This is a genomic window from Nocardiopsis rhodophaea, assembly GCF_039530945.1.
GTDB classification, from domain to species: Bacteria; Actinomycetota; Actinomycetes; order Streptosporangiales; family Streptosporangiaceae; genus Nocardiopsis_C; species Nocardiopsis_C rhodophaea.
On the sequence record NZ_BAAAPC010000014.1, the window covers coordinates 67,362 to 83,592 of the forward strand.

Here is a 16,231-nt window from a genome sequence, read left to right on the forward strand (position 1 = left end):
CGATCCCCTGGCCCCACACGCCGAGTTCCGCTCTCACCTGGAAGGTCTGACCGTGGCCCAGAGCAACCGCGACCGGATCAACAAGATGTTCGAGATCCTTGCCCCGCCGCTGGACGATTACATTTCCGCGGCGATCGGTAAAAGAACCCAGACCGGGGCGGAATGGACCAAGCTGGTCGAGGACAAAGATGCCAAGAACGGCGCATCTGGCAAGCAGTACGACCCGCTCGACCCCCAGGTGCAGCTGCGGATGCTGACGGAGAGCACCATTACCGCGAACGTGAGGCAGGGTTGGTACCCCTTCCGCGAGCGGTTGGGCCACGCCGGCCTGTCCTTCGCCTCCGAGCTGCGGGACGTGCGCAACAAATGGGCGCACAACGGTTCCTTCAGCGACGACGACGCCTATCGAGCCCTGGACACCGGCGAACGATTGCTACAGCTGGTCAACGCCCCCGACGCGGCCGATCAGGTTAAGGCTATCCGGCATAACCTGCGCCGGGTCACCGCTGACAAGGACGACAGGCGTACCCTGAAGTCTGCAGTCACCAGCACCGAATCCACCGGCCTGCGCCCCTGGCGCGAGGTGCTGCGCCCGCACCAGGATGTGGCTACAGGTAACTTCCACGCCTCGGAGTTCGCTGCTGACCTGTACAAGGTGGCCGTCGGCGCCCAGGATCAAGGTCGGGAATACGCCGACCCGGTGGAGTTTTTCCACCGCACCTATCTCACCGAAGGGCTGCGCGACCTGATCGAGCGCGCTGCGCGGCGTCTGAATGGTGACGACAATGCCTCCCCGGTGATCAATCTGCAGACCAACTTCGGCGGCGGTAAAACCCATTCCATGCTGTCGCTGTGGCACCTGGCTGGCGAGACCGAGCTGAGCGACTACCCGCAGGCGCTCCAAGACCTGCTTTCCGGCGCCAAATACACACCGAAGAAGATCCGCCGGGTAGCCATCGTCGGCAACCACTTCAGCCCGTCCGGGGAGGAGAAACCGGACGGGACCCGCGTCAGGACGGTCTGGGGGGAGCTGGCCTGGCAGCTAGGAGGCGCCGAAGGCTACCAGTTGGTGGCTGAGGCTGACCTAAAGTCAACACCTCCCGGCAAAGCGCTGCACACGCTGCTGGAGCGGTACTCCCCGGCGGTGATCCTGATCGACGAGTGGGTGGCCTATGCCCGCAGTCTGGTCGGCCGCGACGATCTGCCCGGCGGCACCTTCGACGACCAGTTCACTTTCGCCCAGGCGTTGACCGAGGCAGTTAAGGGCACCAGCGGGGTACTATTGGCGATCTCCATCCCCGCCTCGGAGACCGGCGACGATGCTGAGCCTGTCGGCAGCGCCGAGGAAGTCGGCGGCGAGAACGGGCTTCGGGCACTGAAGCGGCTGCAAAACGTGGTCCGCAGGGTGGCCGACCAGTGGCGGCCAGCATCCTCCGACGAGGCTTACCACATTGTCCGACAGCGGCTATTCATTGAACCCGACGGTGAGGCTCTAGCGGCGATCGGTGCCACCGCCCGCGCCTTCGGCGAGCTGTACCGCGGCAAGGAATCCGACAATTTTCCGCGGGAGTCCCGGGACCTGCGCTACGAGGAACGCATCAGGCACACTTATCCTGTCCATCCCGAGCTCTTCGACCGGTTGTACGAAGACTGGTCAGGCCTGGACCGCTTCCAGCGCACCCGTGGTGTGCTGCGCTTGATGAACACGGTGATCCACGCGCTGTGGGTTGGCGATGACGGATCCCCCCTGATCATGCCGGGCTCCATTCCCCTCAGTGTTGCCGCGGTGAACTCGGAACTCACGCAGTACCTGCAGGACTCCTGGAAGGCGATCATCGACGCTGACGTCGATGGTCCCAACTCCGAGCCCGCCAAGATCGATACCGAAAAGCCGGTGCTGGGACAGCGATCACTGACTAAGCGTCTCGCCCGCACCGTGTTCTTCGGGGCTGTGCCTACCATCGGTTCCGCCCACAAGGGCCTCGAAACTCGGCGGGTATTCCTGGGTACAGCTGTGCCGGGGGATGTACTCGGCAACTTCCACACCGCGCTGACCCAGCTCGGTGACCGGGCCACCTACTTTTACTCCGGCCAAGGCAAGTACTGGTATGACCTGCACGCCAACATCACCCGTCGTGCCCGGGACCAAGCTGAGCGCCTGCCGAAGGAAGAAGTATGGGCCGAAGTCGTGCGGCGCCTGCAGACTCAGAGTGACCAGAGTGGCGCCTTCGCTGGTGTGCACGTCTGCCCCGAGGACAGCTCGGACATCCCCGACCTCGATGAGGCGCGCCTGGTCATTCTGCACCCCCGGCTGTCGCACAGCCGCAAGGACACGGCCTCCACGGCCATGGACTTCGCGCAGAAAGCCACGGAGAACAAGGGCACCGCCCACCGCGCTTTCCGCAATATGGTGGTCTACCTGGCCTGCGATACCGACCGACTTGGCGAACTAGAGACAGGGGTCCGCGAGTACCTTGCCTGGGATATGGTGCTGTCCTCCAACGATCTGGACCTCACTCAGAACCAGCTCAACCAGGCAGAGGAGAAGAAGGCCACTGCCGACGACACGGTCAGACGGCGGCTGCTCACCGCCTACCAGTGGGCACTGGTCCCCGAGGCCGAACCCGGTAGACCGTTTACGGTTGCAGCCACCAAAGTTGAAGGCCAGTCTCCGAAGCTCGCTGAGCGGGTTTCCAAGCGACTTGGCAACGATGGGGAGTTGTATACCCAGCAGGCGGCTTCGCTCATCCGGATGCAGATCGACGCCCTCCCATCGCTGTGGTCGGATGGGCACGTACAGGTGGGCGACCTATGGAAGGTTTATGCCTCCTATGTCTACATGCCGCGGCTGCGCAATCAATCAGTGCTCAACGCCGGGCTTACCGAACAACCGCTGCTGTGGGAGCGGGAAGGGTTTGCCTTGGCCCAGAGCTATGACGACAACATCGGCCGCTACCAGGGCCTGTGGCTGCCCAGTGACGGCGGACCGGTTGCCGTCACTAACGCGCTACTGATTGTCCACCCAGAACAGGCCAATGCCCAGCGTTCGGCTGAGACGCTGGAGGCGCAGGAAGCCGAAGAGGGCGAAGAATCTACATCGGGGACGCCGCAGGATTCCGCCTCCACAACGGAAAATAGAGGAGCAGCGGAGGGTCCTCACACAGGACCCGAGTCTTCTCCGTCAGCCTCGGGCGGGCCAACGAAGTTGACTCGGTTTTTCGGAACCAAGGAACTTGACCCTCAGCGCTATGCGCAAGACTTCAAGTACATCTCCGATGAGATCCTCGCCCACCTGGCTGGCGCGGCCGACACTGACTTGGTCGTCCGCATCGAGATCGAGGCTACCAACGGCCACGGTTTCGACGAGTCCAAGATTCGCACGGTCTCCGAGAATGCCCGAACCCTTAAGTTCGGTCAGTCGGGATTTGAGGAGGAGTAGAGGCGGACACGGGAGACAACTGGCCGCAACCACGCTGCCTCCTCTCCAATCGATACTGGGGAGGAGGTCGGCGCCGTACCGCGGGGTGAGGAGGGTACTTTCCATCGGGGATGGCGCCCCTGAGATCCTTGGAGAACGTGACGAGTTCGCAGAAGGGATGGCTACTGATCTTTAATTGGTGATGACGGTGTGTTCCTGCTCGATGAGCTGGAGGCCGGTCTGGGCCAGCAGGCCCTCCAGGACGGTGGGGCGGCGCTGCAGACGACGCAGGGATCTTCGGACCGTCCGGGCGAGGTGGTCGATGCCGGTCACGGCCAAGTTGGCCAGCTCCCCGCGCTTGACCAGCGACCACAGTCCCTCCACCGGGTTGAGGTCGGGAGCATAGGCAGGCAGGTGGACGACGGTGAGCCAGTCGCTGTCCTCGATGAACCGTCGCATCGCCACGCTCTTGTGCGAGTTGAGGTTGTTCCAGACCAGGACGATCGGGGCATCGAGCGCCGCGTGCGCCGCGCGGAGAAGGTCGCGGTAGTCGGTCCAGTCAAAGCCCCGCCGCCGGGGCCTGCGCGCCTTGGTGCGGGTCTGGTCGCGGGTGCGAAACATCATCCGGGGCTCGTGGCCGGGGCGGTAGGCCACCAGGCCGGCCACCGCGATGCGCCCGGAGCCCGCCTGGTTGACGGCGATGACGGGGATGGTTCCGCGCGGTGACCAGGTGCGTGCGGTGGGCGGCCTCGGGTTGTGCCCGACTTCGTCCTCGAAGACGATCCAGGCGCCCTGGGCCGCCGCGGTCTGTTTGCGGTCGGCCAGACGTCCTTCTTCCAGACCTCTACGGCTTCTTCGCTGCGTTCGATCGCGCGGTGTGCAGGCCTCTGGCAGGACCAGCCCAGGCGGCGCAGGAGGTACCACACGCCCGGGACGGTGTAGTCGATACCGAAGTCCTTGCTGATCAGGGCGCGGATTCGGGCCAGGGTCCAGCGCTGGTCGTCCCATCCGTGGGCGAGAGGGCCGCGGCCGAGCTGCAGTTCCAGCCGCTGGGTCTGCTCGTGGTCGAGGCGGGGGCGGGCCGGCGGCCCCGCCGAGGCCAGGGCCAGGGCTCTGCCCTGTTGCCAAGCTCTGTGCCAGCGCTGGACGGAGCGCGGGCTCACCCGCAGTTCGGTGGCGATCTGCGCGTTGGGGGTGCCTTGGGAGAAGCGGTCAGCATGCGGATCTTGTGGCGTCGCTCTCGCTCGGCGTCGCTCATGCCGCCGCCCTGGGGGTACCTCATGCTCTCGGTTATCCGTCATGAGCTGGGTCCTGTCACCTGTCCCCAAAGCGACAACACTGTTTAAGCGTCAGTAGGTGCGACTGGAGTATTACCTGCCCCCTTGGGCCAGAGCGGACCTGTCATAGGCTCCGGCTTCTCCTCCCAAAAGATCCCGTCGACAGCACGATTACCAACCTGCGCCTTCGTGAGGTATGAATACTTCTAGCGCCGTCATCTGGCATTAGCTATGCTTAGCTATTCGATGAAATGATCTGGATCAGGCGCGCTGCATGGCCTTGCGTCGGCCCTCCTCCATACGTGATCCGGCCTCCCGACGAGCCATGCGGTTGAGGAAGAACGTGGCGACCACGAACCCGGCGATTGCCCATACCGAGAGCACGCCCGCCGTCTCCAGATGCCGCCAGGACTCTCCGAGCTCAACGGGCAACATCGTGTCCGGGAGGAAGACCGAACGCATTCCCAGGCCGACCCAGTAGAGGGGGAACACCTGCGCGATCCACTGCAACCACACGGGAAATCCGCTGACCTGGTAGATAATTCCGGAGATACCCAGCAGCGCCATGGACGGAATCATCATTACCGCCGTCGCGGTGCGGGGGTTGGAGATCATCGACCCGATGACGGCCCCTACGGGCGCGGTCGAGAGCAGGCCCAGCGGAAGCACCCAGGCAAAAGTCAGCCACGCCCCGAGGCCGTCCGCGCCGAACCCGTCGAAGATGAAATGTGAGGGGGCCAATATGATGATGGAGGTCGTCAGCGAGATGAGGAAAATGTGGACCGATCTTCCCACCAGATAGCCGACCATTCCTTTGGGAGCCGCTTTGGCTCGCAGTAGCGTTCCGTCCTCGCGGTCAGAGGCCAAGATCTGGGCGACCGAGACCAGGCCGCTGGTGGCCACCAGAAATCCGAGGAGTCCCGAGATCCACATAGCCGCGATTGGCACGTCCGTGTCGCCGACGTTCTGCCCGCGCATGAACAAAGATAGGCCCAGGAAGAACCCTACTGGCCCAAAATAGCCAAGCACGTCCTGGGGGGTGGTGAAGGACTGGCGAAACTCGAGCCATCCGCGGAATATTCCGGCGCGAACGGCGACCATTGTTGCGTTCATTTCTCTATTCCTCTCTAGCCTACACTTTCGGTCCCCAGCGCACCACGGCGGCGTGCCGCCGTGTTCACCGCATTATCTCTTTGGGAAGTCCGATCCCGATCATGTCCCCGTTGAGGTCCGCTTGCCCGTTCTCGTGGAGGTGGACCATGCGCAGGTAGATGTCCTCCAGATCGGCCTGGTGCACCTCCAAATTGGTTACTTCGTCCCCATGCTGAGCGAGCAGGTCGCGGATGAAGGCGGTGGAGTTGTCCGTCTCCTGGACGAACCGCTGGGTGCCGCGGCGCCACTTCACCTCTGCGGTGCTCTGTACCCGTGCTGCGAGCTCTTCAGCGGTGCCGTCTGCGATGACCCGTCCGCCCGCCAGAATCAGGATGCGGTCAGCGATCTTTTCAGCTTCGTCCAGGTCATGCGTGGTGAGAAGGATCGTCGTGTCCTCCTCGCGCGCCAATCTGTGCACCAGCTCGTGAAAGTTCCTGCGCGCTTCTGGATCGAAGCCGGCGGTGGGCTCATCCAGGAATAGCAGTTCGGGCCGACCCACGATGCCGACCGCAAGATCAAGACGCCGCCGTTGACCTCCGGAAAGCGACGCGATCTTTTTTTTCCTGTCCTCGCTCAGACCGACGAGTTCCAGAAGCTGGTCGACGTCGCGCGGCCGGCTGCGGTGGGGCTCTGAATATGGCGCGTAGAACCTGGCCTGGTAGCTGAGCAGGTCGCGGACTTTCCATCTGCCGTGATCCCGCCAGGACTGCAAGACCACCCCGACCCGCGAGCGCCAATGCTCGTCTCCTCTGACGGGGTCCCTGCCCAGGACGCTTACCGTCCCCGACGAGCGGGCCCGGAACCCTTCCAGAATTTCGACAGTGGTGGTCTTACCGGCGCCGTTGGGCCCGAGAAAGGCGAGCACCTCCCCTTTGCGTACGGTGAAATCCACAGACTTGAGAACATCGACGTCGCGGTATTTCATCGCCAAGTCGCGAACTTCCACCGCGATTTCATTATCGAATGTTTCGTGATTTCCGAATGCCGTATTTAACTCGTTCGCTTTCGTCATATTCGAAGAGTCCATTCAGTGGCTTGCTTGCGCTTTAGGGGCGTAGTGACAATACCAATAGCGCCGCTATAGATGTGGGCGCCGCCTCTCGTTGGCCCGACCTGCCGTCAAGTCGGCAGGAGAAGGGGCTGCGTGCCGGGGACGGTTTGTTGTATCAGGACCCTCCCGAGAGCTTCGAATCAAGGGTAGGGGAGCCGAGGTTGCGATGGGGAGCAAGCGGGTCGATTCCCGCTCTCCGCAGCGCAGCGGAAACGGATACCTCGCGTTCGCGGAACCGACTCTCCTCGTGCCTCGCATGATCAATCAGTCCTTCGGCGACCGCCAGTGCTCGGTGCTCACCAAAGCTCAGCCCTTTCATGCCGGGACGTTTGTCGTAGGGCTCCCAAGCAGTGGCGACCCCAGGGGCTAGCTGGTCGGTGAAAACTGAGCCCTCATGGCCGATCCCGTTTTCCTCTGATTCGGCAACCGCGTCGCGTACGGTCTCGACCGCGTGCCAAGCACCTGGACGGAGATACACAACGATTCCGTCGCGGCGAGGGAAGAGGCCCCTAGCGGAGAGGATCTTGGCGCGGTACGGCGCACCGAGATCTTCTAGGCGCTCCAGGATGAGCCGCCACACCCTCGGCGCCGCCTCGGAGTGCAGAAGGTGCACGTACACGCGCAGCGTGGGGCCGCCCTTGCCGTCCCGGCGGCCGCGGGAGCGATCGGTGAAGAAGAAGCCTGGCGAAAGGGCGGCACGCACCGCGTCCAACCGCAGCGTGACCGGCTTTTCCCCGCCGGTCCACGCCCTGCTGGCTACGCGTTCGGCGGGAACTCGGACCCGGACCCCCTCGATCTCGGTGAGGAGCTGACCGTTCCCGTCCTCTTCCGTGAGCGCCCGAACGGCGATCTCTGTGTGTTCGAACGGCGTTGCCGCTAGGAGCAGCTCCTCCAGGTCGGGGTCGCGAAGCGTGCGCGAGGGCGGCTCGTCTTCGACGGGGCGGCCAATGTGCCAGCGGGTGTAGAGTTCGCGGGCGATGATGTGGCGAAGTTGGCCGGTGTCATCCGCCCCCAGTTCCTTCTCGTTGATCACGGCGCTGCGCGCATCATCGGAGACGGATACCTCTTGCAGCGCTTTTCGGAGTTCCTCAGCCAGCATTAGCTGCCTCCTCGCTCTCGTCGCGAAATCCCAATACGCCGGTGAATTCATTCGGAGAAACAAGCGCTGATCTCCCGATTCCGGCCATAGCTCGTTCTAGCCCGCTCAAGCGTGGACGTTCCACGGCCGCTGCGAGCAGTCGGTCGATCAAGTGCCATCCGGCAAAGGCCGTCGCACGCTGGGCCAACTCGGGGTCCTCGGCTGCCACCCGTTCCCGCGCTTGCCGGTAACCGTTCCAGAAAGCTGTGATGTTCGGCCGGAGACGCTCGAATTCCCGAACTCCGTTCGCCATGATCTCGTCATGGGCGGTGGGGAACTGCCCCGTTGCTAGGCGCTCGGCCCCCTCCTCCCCAGGAACGGAGCCCAGGATGGCGCGGTAGAGCCACTCCCCGGCGAATCCTCCGAGGTCACGTGCCGGATCCGCCTGCCGGAATTCCTCCCAATCAATCAAGTAGAGATCGCCATCGTCCATGAGAAACTGATCGAGCCGCAGATCGCCGTGCACCGGACGGTGCTCCGCTCGCTGTTCACTGGTCCGTAACGTCTCCAGAGCCTCGATGAGCTGCTCGTCGCCCTGGAGAAGGCGCCACGCCTCAAGCTCGGCGGCGCACGCCCGCATGAAGGCGGACAGCGAGAGAGCCTGGAAATTCCGCGTCGGGGGAAGGGGATGCGGGGAATTATCGATCCACTCCCCATTTCCGACCTTGGCCTCATGGAGTTGGCCGATCATCCGGCCGGCGATGGCTGCATCCCTGAAACTGTCAGCCGCCGCCATTTCAGCGCCGGTTTCGGCGTCCTCCAGCCACTCGAACGCCACCAGCCTGGAGGACTCATCCCAACCCAGGCACCGCGGTCGCGCCACGCCCACGGCGAAATCGTTACCGACGAGACGCTCACAGGCGAGGATCCGTCGGAAACGCTGCAGGGACTCCAGCGAGGACTCTCGCCCTCCGCCACCCACGCATTTGACGAACACCCTATCGCCGTTGGTTGTCCTCCCCGCCCAATTGTCGTTGCGGCCCCGGTAGGCCATGAGCCCGTCCGGCTCGAACTTTCCCAAGCCGAGACGTTCGAGCAAGGCCCCCACCTCCGGCCTGCGCTCCAGATCTGCGGGGCGCAGGTGCCGGATTCGAGCCTCCGGCTGCACTTTCTCATTCACCGTCGGGGTTTGCATGGTTAATGACCTCGATTCGTCCAGTTGCGGTTCGCCCCGCCGAGTTGAATGTCGCCACCGTTCGCAACGATGATGATCACGTCCGAAATAAGCGTTGCAATTTGCCATTCGGCAATAATTCACGCGCGCCATTTCGCTTCGAGGGTTCATGGAATGCATTTACGGTTTACAGCCCGAATGCGTCGCGGGTCCTTCCCCCATCTCCGTCAATCAACTCGGCGAGAATTTCCACGTAGCCCTCCAGGTCTTCGTGCCACCCGACATATGCCGCGTAGTCGTGAACGTGCGTCAGTACGCGCAGAGCGGCGGATCGGTCGAGGACAAGCGGCTCGGGCAGTTCGCCGTAGCCGTTCGTGAAGGCCCGGGCCGCCTTGCCGTAGTCGAGTCTTCGAGCCGTGCCGAGCCCTTGGGCGGCCGCGAGGTCGAGCTCGACGAGCTCCCCGATCAACCAGCCCAAGTCGAACGCGGCCGGCCCTCGGGTGAACTCGTTTTCTACGAGCATGCCGCCCGAGGCGGGTGTCTCCGCGAGCACGAGCCGTCCCAGGCTCGGTTCTCCGTGAAGGAAGCTGAGCACTGAATCGGGCGTGCCGACGCACTCGCACCACTGCCTCACCCGCTCCAGCCGTGCGCTCCCGAGTCGCCGACGCGCGCGGCTGCGCAGCCTGATCGCAGCGGTCGGCCGCTCGGCACCGTCGAGCCAAGCGGCCAGTCGCCGCAACCCCGGAGGAACGGTCGCCGCCCGCGGCGGCGGTGCTCTGCGATGCAGGCGTCGCAGGGTTATTCCCGTCGCCCGCAACCCTTCGACCACAGCGGACAAGGCCCGCTCGTCTGTGCTGTGCAGGTGGCGTGCGCTCGAGAAGGGGGCTGGGAGAATGTACCGGAGTGAACCGTTGCGGCGTTCCGGCAGCACGAGGCTGACTCCTGCGTCATCGGTGTCGTGCGCCGCCTCGCGCGCAGCGGGGGAAAGCGGGGTTCCTCCCGCAGGGTTGGCTGGCCCTGGAGTGCGCGACCAGGCGAACGCTCCGCCTCCGAGTTCGGTGACCTGTGTGTGCATGAAGGCCGTGCCGTACTCCGCGATGACACGTGTCATGTCACGGTTTCTCTACCGGTTCGCCGGGCGCCTGCCGCAGCCGCTCAATGTGCTGCAGCAGTTCCGACAATGGAGCGGGAGCAACGGACTCCTCGACGCGCCGGGTCGTCGCGCTCCTCGTCGCGTGTGGAGGCAGGACCACGACGTTGGGGTGCTCCTGGAGCATCGCAACGTGGGAACGGTAGTTGGAGAAGCGTTCCGCGTTCGGAGGAAGCGCCGGGGCGAGGCCGATTGGCACTTGGGTGCATTGCAAGGCCAAGAGCGTCGGTGTGTCAGCTAGACCCAGCGCGAATCGGGAGACGAAGTGCAGGGTGGCCGGGTAGATCGCGATCGCCTCGGCCCATTCAGCCAGCTCCACGTGGCGCGCGCTGGGCGTGGGCTCGTCTGGCCAGGTGTCGAGTTGAACGGTTCGGCCGCTGATCGCCGTCAGCGCCTCGCGGCTGACGAACCGTTCGGCACTACGTGTGATGACCAGCCGGAGTTTCAGGGCTGGGTACGTTATACGCAGCCAGTTCAGCCAGAACGGAAGCGAGGAGACCACAAGCGCTCCGGTGCCGACGAGGAGGAGGCGCTGGGCGCCGAACTCGGGGGGAGCCTGCTGAGAGGCAGGGGGAGCGTCGGCCTCAGTCATCGAGACCTCCCGCCGCGGCGAGGATCTCTGCAAGATCGACTAGGCTGGCCTCCAGGCCCTCGGTGAACAGTACCCCGGCGGGGTTCACGATCACCTCGTCTACGCCGGACCTGCGGTACCGGGCTAACTCGTTGGCGATCTCCTCGGGAGAGCCGGTGACGAACACGCCATGCCGGAGAATCTCCCTGGCGCCCGCTTCCGGGTCGTCCGCATACGCCATCACCCCGGCCTGTCGCAGCATGTCCGTGTAATGTTCGGCCCGTAGGTGTCTCCACGCGGCGGTGTGTGCCATGTCCTCCAGGTTTCGCCCCGGACGGTCGACCGCGGCGTGGACGACCGTGGCGACGCGGGGTGGGGGATGCTTCCCGGCAGCACCTGCTTTCAGGGCGGGAACCAGGATGTCGCGCACGTAGTCCGGAGGGGTCATCCAGGTGATGGCGACATCGGCGACCTCCCCAGCGGTACGCGCCATGCCCGGCCGCAAGACCCCCGCTCCGATCTCGACGGGGGGATGCTCCAGAGGGTGTACCGGCATCGAGGAGAGCACGTGGTACTCGCCCCTGCGATCGGGTGTACGGCCTTCCACCACGTCGCGCACGATGGAGAGGTATTCGCGGGCAGCGGTGCGCGGTGACGAGTAGGGCTCGCCCCGCATGGCCCGCACGAAAGCCGGCGTGCTAGCCCCGAATCCCGCGACGGTGGGCTGTCCGGTGAGCGCCGCGACCGAGCGCGCCTGAATGCCGGCCTCGTATGGATGGCGCAGCGGCATCAGGGTCACGCTTGTACCAACTGGAACGTCAAGCCCCGCGCCGGCCAGATAGGCGAGCATCTGGTGGGTTTCGACGCGCAACGACTGGCCCAGCCACAGGCGCCTGGCTCGGGTGTTCTTCACGAGTTCGGCGAAGGCGCACACATAGTTAGGGGAAAGAGGCTGGTCGGGAAACAGCACCGACAGATCACTCAGCGAAGATGTCATCACTAGTCCCAAACTTGTTGAAGTCGAACAACGAGGACATCGCCATGTATCCGGATACCAGCGCGACGAAGCTTTGGCGCGGAGCAATGTCGCCGATGGAGGCGCGCATGGAGTGAGCGAGTTCGAAATAGTCCTCGCGATCCCTGTCGGAGTCGTAGAAGAATCGGACATAGTCGGCCGACTCAGTAAGGAAGATCCGGGCCCCCTGCTCATATTCCTGAAATATATCGGCCTCTTGTTCAGGCCTATTCAGCGCCATCCCGCATGCATAGGCCAGCGCCCCCGAGCACAGCATCCCCAGGCAGACGCCGGTGGATAGAAGGGGATCGATGAAACAGGCAGCATCGCCGACCGCAACCCACCCGGGCCCGTGGAACCGTTTACTGATATACGACCAGTCCCTGCAGGTGCGGAAGTCGCCGACCGGTACGGCACCCGCCATGAGTCCTCTGAGCTCCCGCGTTCGGTCGACGTTCTCCCAGAACATGTCGGGGGTCGGCTTCTTGGCGGAACGGATGTCTTCGGTGGGGGCGACGTAGCCGACGCTAGTGATCTCGCCAGCGAGAGGGATCGACCAGAACCAGCCGTTACGGTCCCGGACCTTCTCGACAAGAATATTTCCCTGCTGCTCCTCGGGCAGGGAACCGCAGCCCTTGAAATACGACCAGATCGCGAGATTCTGCAGGTCCTCGTGCCACGTTACATCGGTGAGATGGCGGCTGATCGTACGGGCCTCTCCCGAGGCGTCGATTACCAGGGAGGAGCGCACCTCACGGTCCTCCGCGCCGGGAGAGGAGTACCTGACCCCGGCGACGCGCTCCCCCTCGAAGATCGGCTCCTTTACGGTGGCGCGCTCGACCACGTGGGCGCCGAGCTCGCGCGCCCGTGTTAGCAGGAGCTGGTCGAAGTCAGCACGTGTGACGTGGTAGGAATACTCGTGAGGGCCACCTTCTTTGAACTTGACGTCCCACAGGGTGCGGTCCTTCCCCCACACCAGGCTGAGTCCATATTTGCGCGGAAAGCCCATGCGGTCGAGCCGCTCGGTCAGGTCGAGCTGGTCGAGGATACTCACGATTCCGGTGATCATCGATTCGCCCACGTGGTACCGCGGGAAGCTTTCCCGTTCAAGAACCAAGACGCGGTGTCCCCGCTTTGCCAGCAGTCCGGCGGTGCACGCGCCGGCGGGGCCGCCTCCCACGACGATCACGCTGTAGTGGTCAGAGATCCCTGCCATTGGGAATCAGTCCTCTCCTGAGCCATATTGAGCCGTAGTTCTCTTCTTGGGGCGAATTGCACCGTCAGGCCAGCTGGAAATCTCCGGTCAGTTGCTGGCTTTTCGCCAGCCGTCGGTAGTCTGCGCTCTTAGCGATGAGCTCTTCGTGGGTACCGATGACACTGACCGCGCCGTCGTCGACGAGGACGATCTGGGAAGCGTGCTGGATCGTCGATATACGGTGGGCGACAATCACCACCGCCCGGGTGCGCGCCAAGGTGTGGACCAGGTCCCGGAGCCGCTCTTCATTGATGCTGTCCAACTGAGAGGTCGGTTCGTCGAGGAGGACGACCTCAGCGTCGCTCAACATAGCCCGGGCGAGGGCGAGCCGCTGGCGCTGGCCCCCGGATAGGTCGGTCTCACGTCCGATAACCGTGTTGAGACCGTCAGGCAGCTCCTGGACGGCGTCGCGAAGTCCGACCTCATCCAGGGTCGCGAGCAGGTCTGTGTCGTCGATGCTAGTTTCTCGGCCGAGAAGCAGGTTACGGCGGACCGTGCCCTCCACGAGGGTGAAATTCTGGTCGACGTAGACCAGGCAGCGGCGCAGGTCGTGGAGCGGCCATTGGCGGACGTCGTGGCCGAGGACGCGGACTAGCCCTGCGGCGGGCGTATTGAACCGCTCGATCAGCCCGAGGATGGTGCTCTTGCCAGCACCTGAGAGACCGACGATTGCGGTCACCCCCGTCCGGGCGGCGGTGAACGCTACGCCGCGGAGGACGGTGCGCTCCTCGTAGGCGAAGCTGACTCCGTTGAACTCGACGGCGGGCGCGGAGTCCTCCACCTGAGGAGCAGAATGGGCTGTGTCCGGCTCCTCGGGCGAGCCGAGAATGTGCTCGATGCGGTTGCGTGCGGCAAGTCCGATCTGCATTCGGCTGATTCCGGTGGCGACGCCGGTGATCGGCGCGATCATCTGCAGTAGGTAGAGGAGGAAGGCCGCGAACTCCGGCAGCGTCAGGGATCCGGAGGCTAGCCGGGCGCCGCTGCCTGCGACGATGCCGACCAGGGCGATCTGCGTACCCAGCTCGACGAGAGGGGAGACCAGCGCCTGGAGACGTGAGGCTGACACGGCGGCTTGCTTGGCGTGGTTGGCGCTTTGGGCGATGTCGTCCGTGATCTGAGTGTTGGCCCGATGGGCTTTGATGATGGGTAGGGCTGCCAGCGCGGCCACGTACTTCTGGGCGAGCTGGGAGATCGCTTCCTGCTGAGCCGAGGTGCTCCGGCGAATACCAACCACGAGGCAGGCGAGGGTGATCCCGACCAGCCCGAACGCGGCCGCGGTGATAAGGAACATGGCCCAGTCGATGAGCGCCATGATGGTGAGGCCGCCCAGCACCATCAGCGCTGAAGCGGGGATCTGGGTGACTCCGACGTCTATCACCGAGCGCAGCTGGGCAGTGTCAGAGGTCATCCGAGCGACGAGGTTCCCCTGGCCGTACCTGCGCACCGTGTCCGAGGGAAGGCGCAGGACGTGGGCCGCCATGCGGGTGCGCAGCCCTAGGATCGCCGCCTCTCCCACACGGGAGAGCAGATAGGTCGCGAGCCCGCTGGACACTGCGCTGCTCAGTGCAAGTGCGGTGATGAGAGCGATAGCACCAAGGATCGGTTCGCCGTTCTCCATGGTGCTGATAAGCCGATAAACCGCCAGGGGGACGGAAAGACTGGCCGTTGTCGCGACCAAGGAAAGCAGCAATCCGGATACCACCGGAATTCTGCGCCCCTCAAGGAACTCGCGGCGGAGGCGCAGCCGCGCCTCAGGAGGGACGGTCGGTTCGCCGGGCATTGGGCTCCTGCCTAAGGCTGGTCGTTCAGACATGGGGGCTGTGCTTTTCGGTATGTCCCATGATCGAAGGCTGTGCTTTGGCTCTGAAATCGTCGGATGGGGCGTCGTTGCGGGGCGGAGACTCTTAGGAGTTTCCCGAAAAACCGGGAAAGTCATCCGTCGGTTGTCGGACGGTATCCAAGAAAGAATTAACCGAGGAGCGTCCTCAGGTGGGGAAGCGAGATTTATCCCCGAAGATTCGAGCGCGTCCCTGCTCTATACCGAGGATGCAGCCGCCAGTTGCGGGGAGTCCCAGCGGCTGCACCCACAGATATCCGCTTCTGCGCGGAAATCTTAGCAGCCGTGCTCGATCGTGTTATTGACCGAGGCAGAGGCGGCGGAAGCGGCGACACTCGCGGCCACGGATGCGACGACTTCGCTGACACCCATGCTCGCAGGCGGGGCGACAGTAGAGCTCGCTGCTACCTCCTCGGCGGTGGCGTAGGAGGCGTAGCCACTGATCAGATCCTCGGTGCTCATAATCGTATCTCCTATAAGAGGGAGGTTCAGCGCCCTCGCCGCGAGGAGCGCTTTCTGGCGTCCAATACCCAACTCGACAGACAGTCGACGAAGCAACGCGGGAGTGATTTTTGTTAGTTGCACGTTATCTTTGTTGTTTTCAAAAGGGGAAAATAATACTTTGCTCATTCCGTCTATTCGAAATTTTCTATTTTGGGGAGTGGGGAAAGCCCCTGGTCACCGTGCCGGGCGGCTTCCTCGGCTTTGGCGGAACCTCCCTCGCTCCCTTGTTTTGTCGTTTGGGAGTATCCGAATAATAGAAATTGAGTTCCGGGTTCTCTGTGCTCTTCCATGGAGGATCCAGAGAAGCCGCGGGGCTGCGTTCGCCGGTGGGGCATCTCTCTCCTGCTCTGGCCCCACTTAGCGCACGAAGCTGTGAGCTCGGTAGTTCTGTGTTTCCATAAAAATGGATATATAACACATAGGAAACGAACGCCTTTTGTGGTTGACTTTGGGCTTCGTGTCGAGTTCCACTCTCAGTGGGCGTCCCCGCCGCGGTAGGGGCGCTTAGTCTGTAATCACACCGGATCTATTTCTGGGGAGAGGTACGTATGAGCACCGAAGATCTAATCAGCGGCTATGCCTCCTACGCCACCGCAGAGGAGGTGGCAGCGAGCTCCATCGCCGACCCGCCGGCGAGCGCCGGCGTCAGCGTCGCCGTCTCTGTCGCGGTGTCGGGCGCTGTGTCTGGTGCCTCCGTGGCTGCCTCGATCGACTCGACGTTTGACAACACCTGTTGAGAAGGAGCGATG

The 16,231-nt window shown here is 63.7% G+C and carries 13 protein-coding genes and 1 pseudogene; 2 read left to right on the top strand and 12 right to left on the bottom strand.

Annotated elements, in window-relative coordinates:
- The first annotated feature begins 52 nt into the window (after positions 1–52).
- Positions 53–3,439, top strand: a complete 3,387-nt coding sequence (locus ABD259_RS16425) for a Swt1 family HEPN domain-containing protein (RefSeq protein WP_344163608.1) — start codon at positions 53–55, stop codon at positions 3,437–3,439.
- Between the two features lie 171 nt (positions 3,440–3,610).
- On the opposite strand, the gene ABD259_RS16430 is transcribed toward ABD259_RS16425, so the two are convergent.
- From ABD259_RS16430 to ABD259_RS16480, 12 genes and pseudogenes are all read right to left on the bottom strand, one after another.
- The gene (locus ABD259_RS16430) at positions 3,611–4,342 is read right to left on the bottom strand and encodes a transposase (RefSeq protein ID WP_344163611.1); all 732 of its coding nucleotides are present in this window, start codon (positions 4,340–4,342) and stop codon (positions 3,611–3,613) included.
- Positions 4,306–4,719: pseudogene (locus tag ABD259_RS25895) on the bottom strand (winged helix-turn-helix domain-containing protein); the annotation flags it as partial. The gene ABD259_RS16430 and the pseudogene ABD259_RS25895, both read right to left, overlap by 37 nt.
- Before the next feature lie 237 nt (positions 4,720–4,956).
- On the bottom strand, positions 4,957–5,808 hold the full coding sequence (locus ABD259_RS16435; protein ID WP_344163614.1) for an ABC transporter permease: 852 nt from the start codon (positions 5,806–5,808) through the stop codon (positions 4,957–4,959).
- A 64-nt stretch (positions 5,809–5,872) separates the two neighbouring features.
- A complete protein-coding gene (locus ABD259_RS16440) occupies positions 5,873–6,859 on the bottom strand; it encodes an ABC transporter ATP-binding protein (RefSeq protein WP_425573536.1) in 987 nt (328 codons plus the stop codon).
- Positions 6,860–7,013: 154 nt separating this feature from the next.
- The gene (locus ABD259_RS16445) at positions 7,014–7,997 is read right to left on the bottom strand and encodes a T3SS effector HopA1 family protein (RefSeq protein ID WP_344163617.1); all 984 of its coding nucleotides are present in this window, start codon (positions 7,995–7,997) and stop codon (positions 7,014–7,016) included.
- A complete protein-coding gene (lxmK, locus tag ABD259_RS16450) occupies positions 7,987–9,171 on the bottom strand; it encodes a class V lanthionine synthetase subunit LxmK (protein ID WP_344163620.1) in 1,185 nt (394 codons plus the stop codon). The genes ABD259_RS16445 and lxmK overlap by 11 nt, the downstream gene beginning before the upstream one ends.
- A gap of 166 nt (positions 9,172–9,337) precedes the next feature.
- Entirely contained in the window at positions 9,338–10,261 is a 924-nt protein-coding gene (locus tag ABD259_RS16455; protein WP_344163623.1) for a hypothetical protein, read from the bottom strand.
- Position 10,262: 1 nt separating this feature from the next.
- Complete coding sequence (locus tag ABD259_RS16460) at positions 10,263–10,892, bottom strand: flavoprotein (RefSeq protein WP_344163626.1); 630 nt, start codon at positions 10,890–10,892, stop codon at positions 10,263–10,265.
- Entirely contained in the window at positions 10,885–11,868 is a 984-nt protein-coding gene (locus ABD259_RS16465; protein ID WP_344163629.1) for an LLM class flavin-dependent oxidoreductase, read from the bottom strand. Before ABD259_RS16465 ends, ABD259_RS16460 begins: the two co-directional genes overlap by 8 nt.
- Entirely contained in the window at positions 11,849–13,102 is a 1,254-nt protein-coding gene (locus ABD259_RS16470; protein ID WP_344163632.1) for an NAD(P)/FAD-dependent oxidoreductase, read from the bottom strand. Before ABD259_RS16470 ends, ABD259_RS16465 begins: the two co-directional genes overlap by 20 nt.
- Before the next feature lie 64 nt (positions 13,103–13,166).
- Positions 13,167–14,921 (bottom strand): ABC transporter ATP-binding protein, encoded by a 1,755-nt coding sequence (locus ABD259_RS16475; RefSeq protein ID WP_344163635.1) that lies wholly within the window; start codon positions 14,919–14,921, stop codon positions 13,167–13,169.
- A gap of 333 nt (positions 14,922–15,254) precedes the next feature.
- Complete coding sequence (locus ABD259_RS16480; protein ID WP_344163638.1) at positions 15,255–15,440, bottom strand: LxmA leader domain family RiPP; 186 nt, start codon at positions 15,438–15,440, stop codon at positions 15,255–15,257.
- A gap of 590 nt (positions 15,441–16,030) precedes the next feature.
- Between ABD259_RS16480 and ABD259_RS16485 the strand changes: the two genes are divergently transcribed.
- A complete protein-coding gene (locus ABD259_RS16485) occupies positions 16,031–16,219 on the top strand; it encodes an LxmA leader domain family RiPP (RefSeq protein WP_344163641.1) in 189 nt (62 codons plus the stop codon).
- Positions 16,220–16,231: the final 12 nt, after the last annotated feature.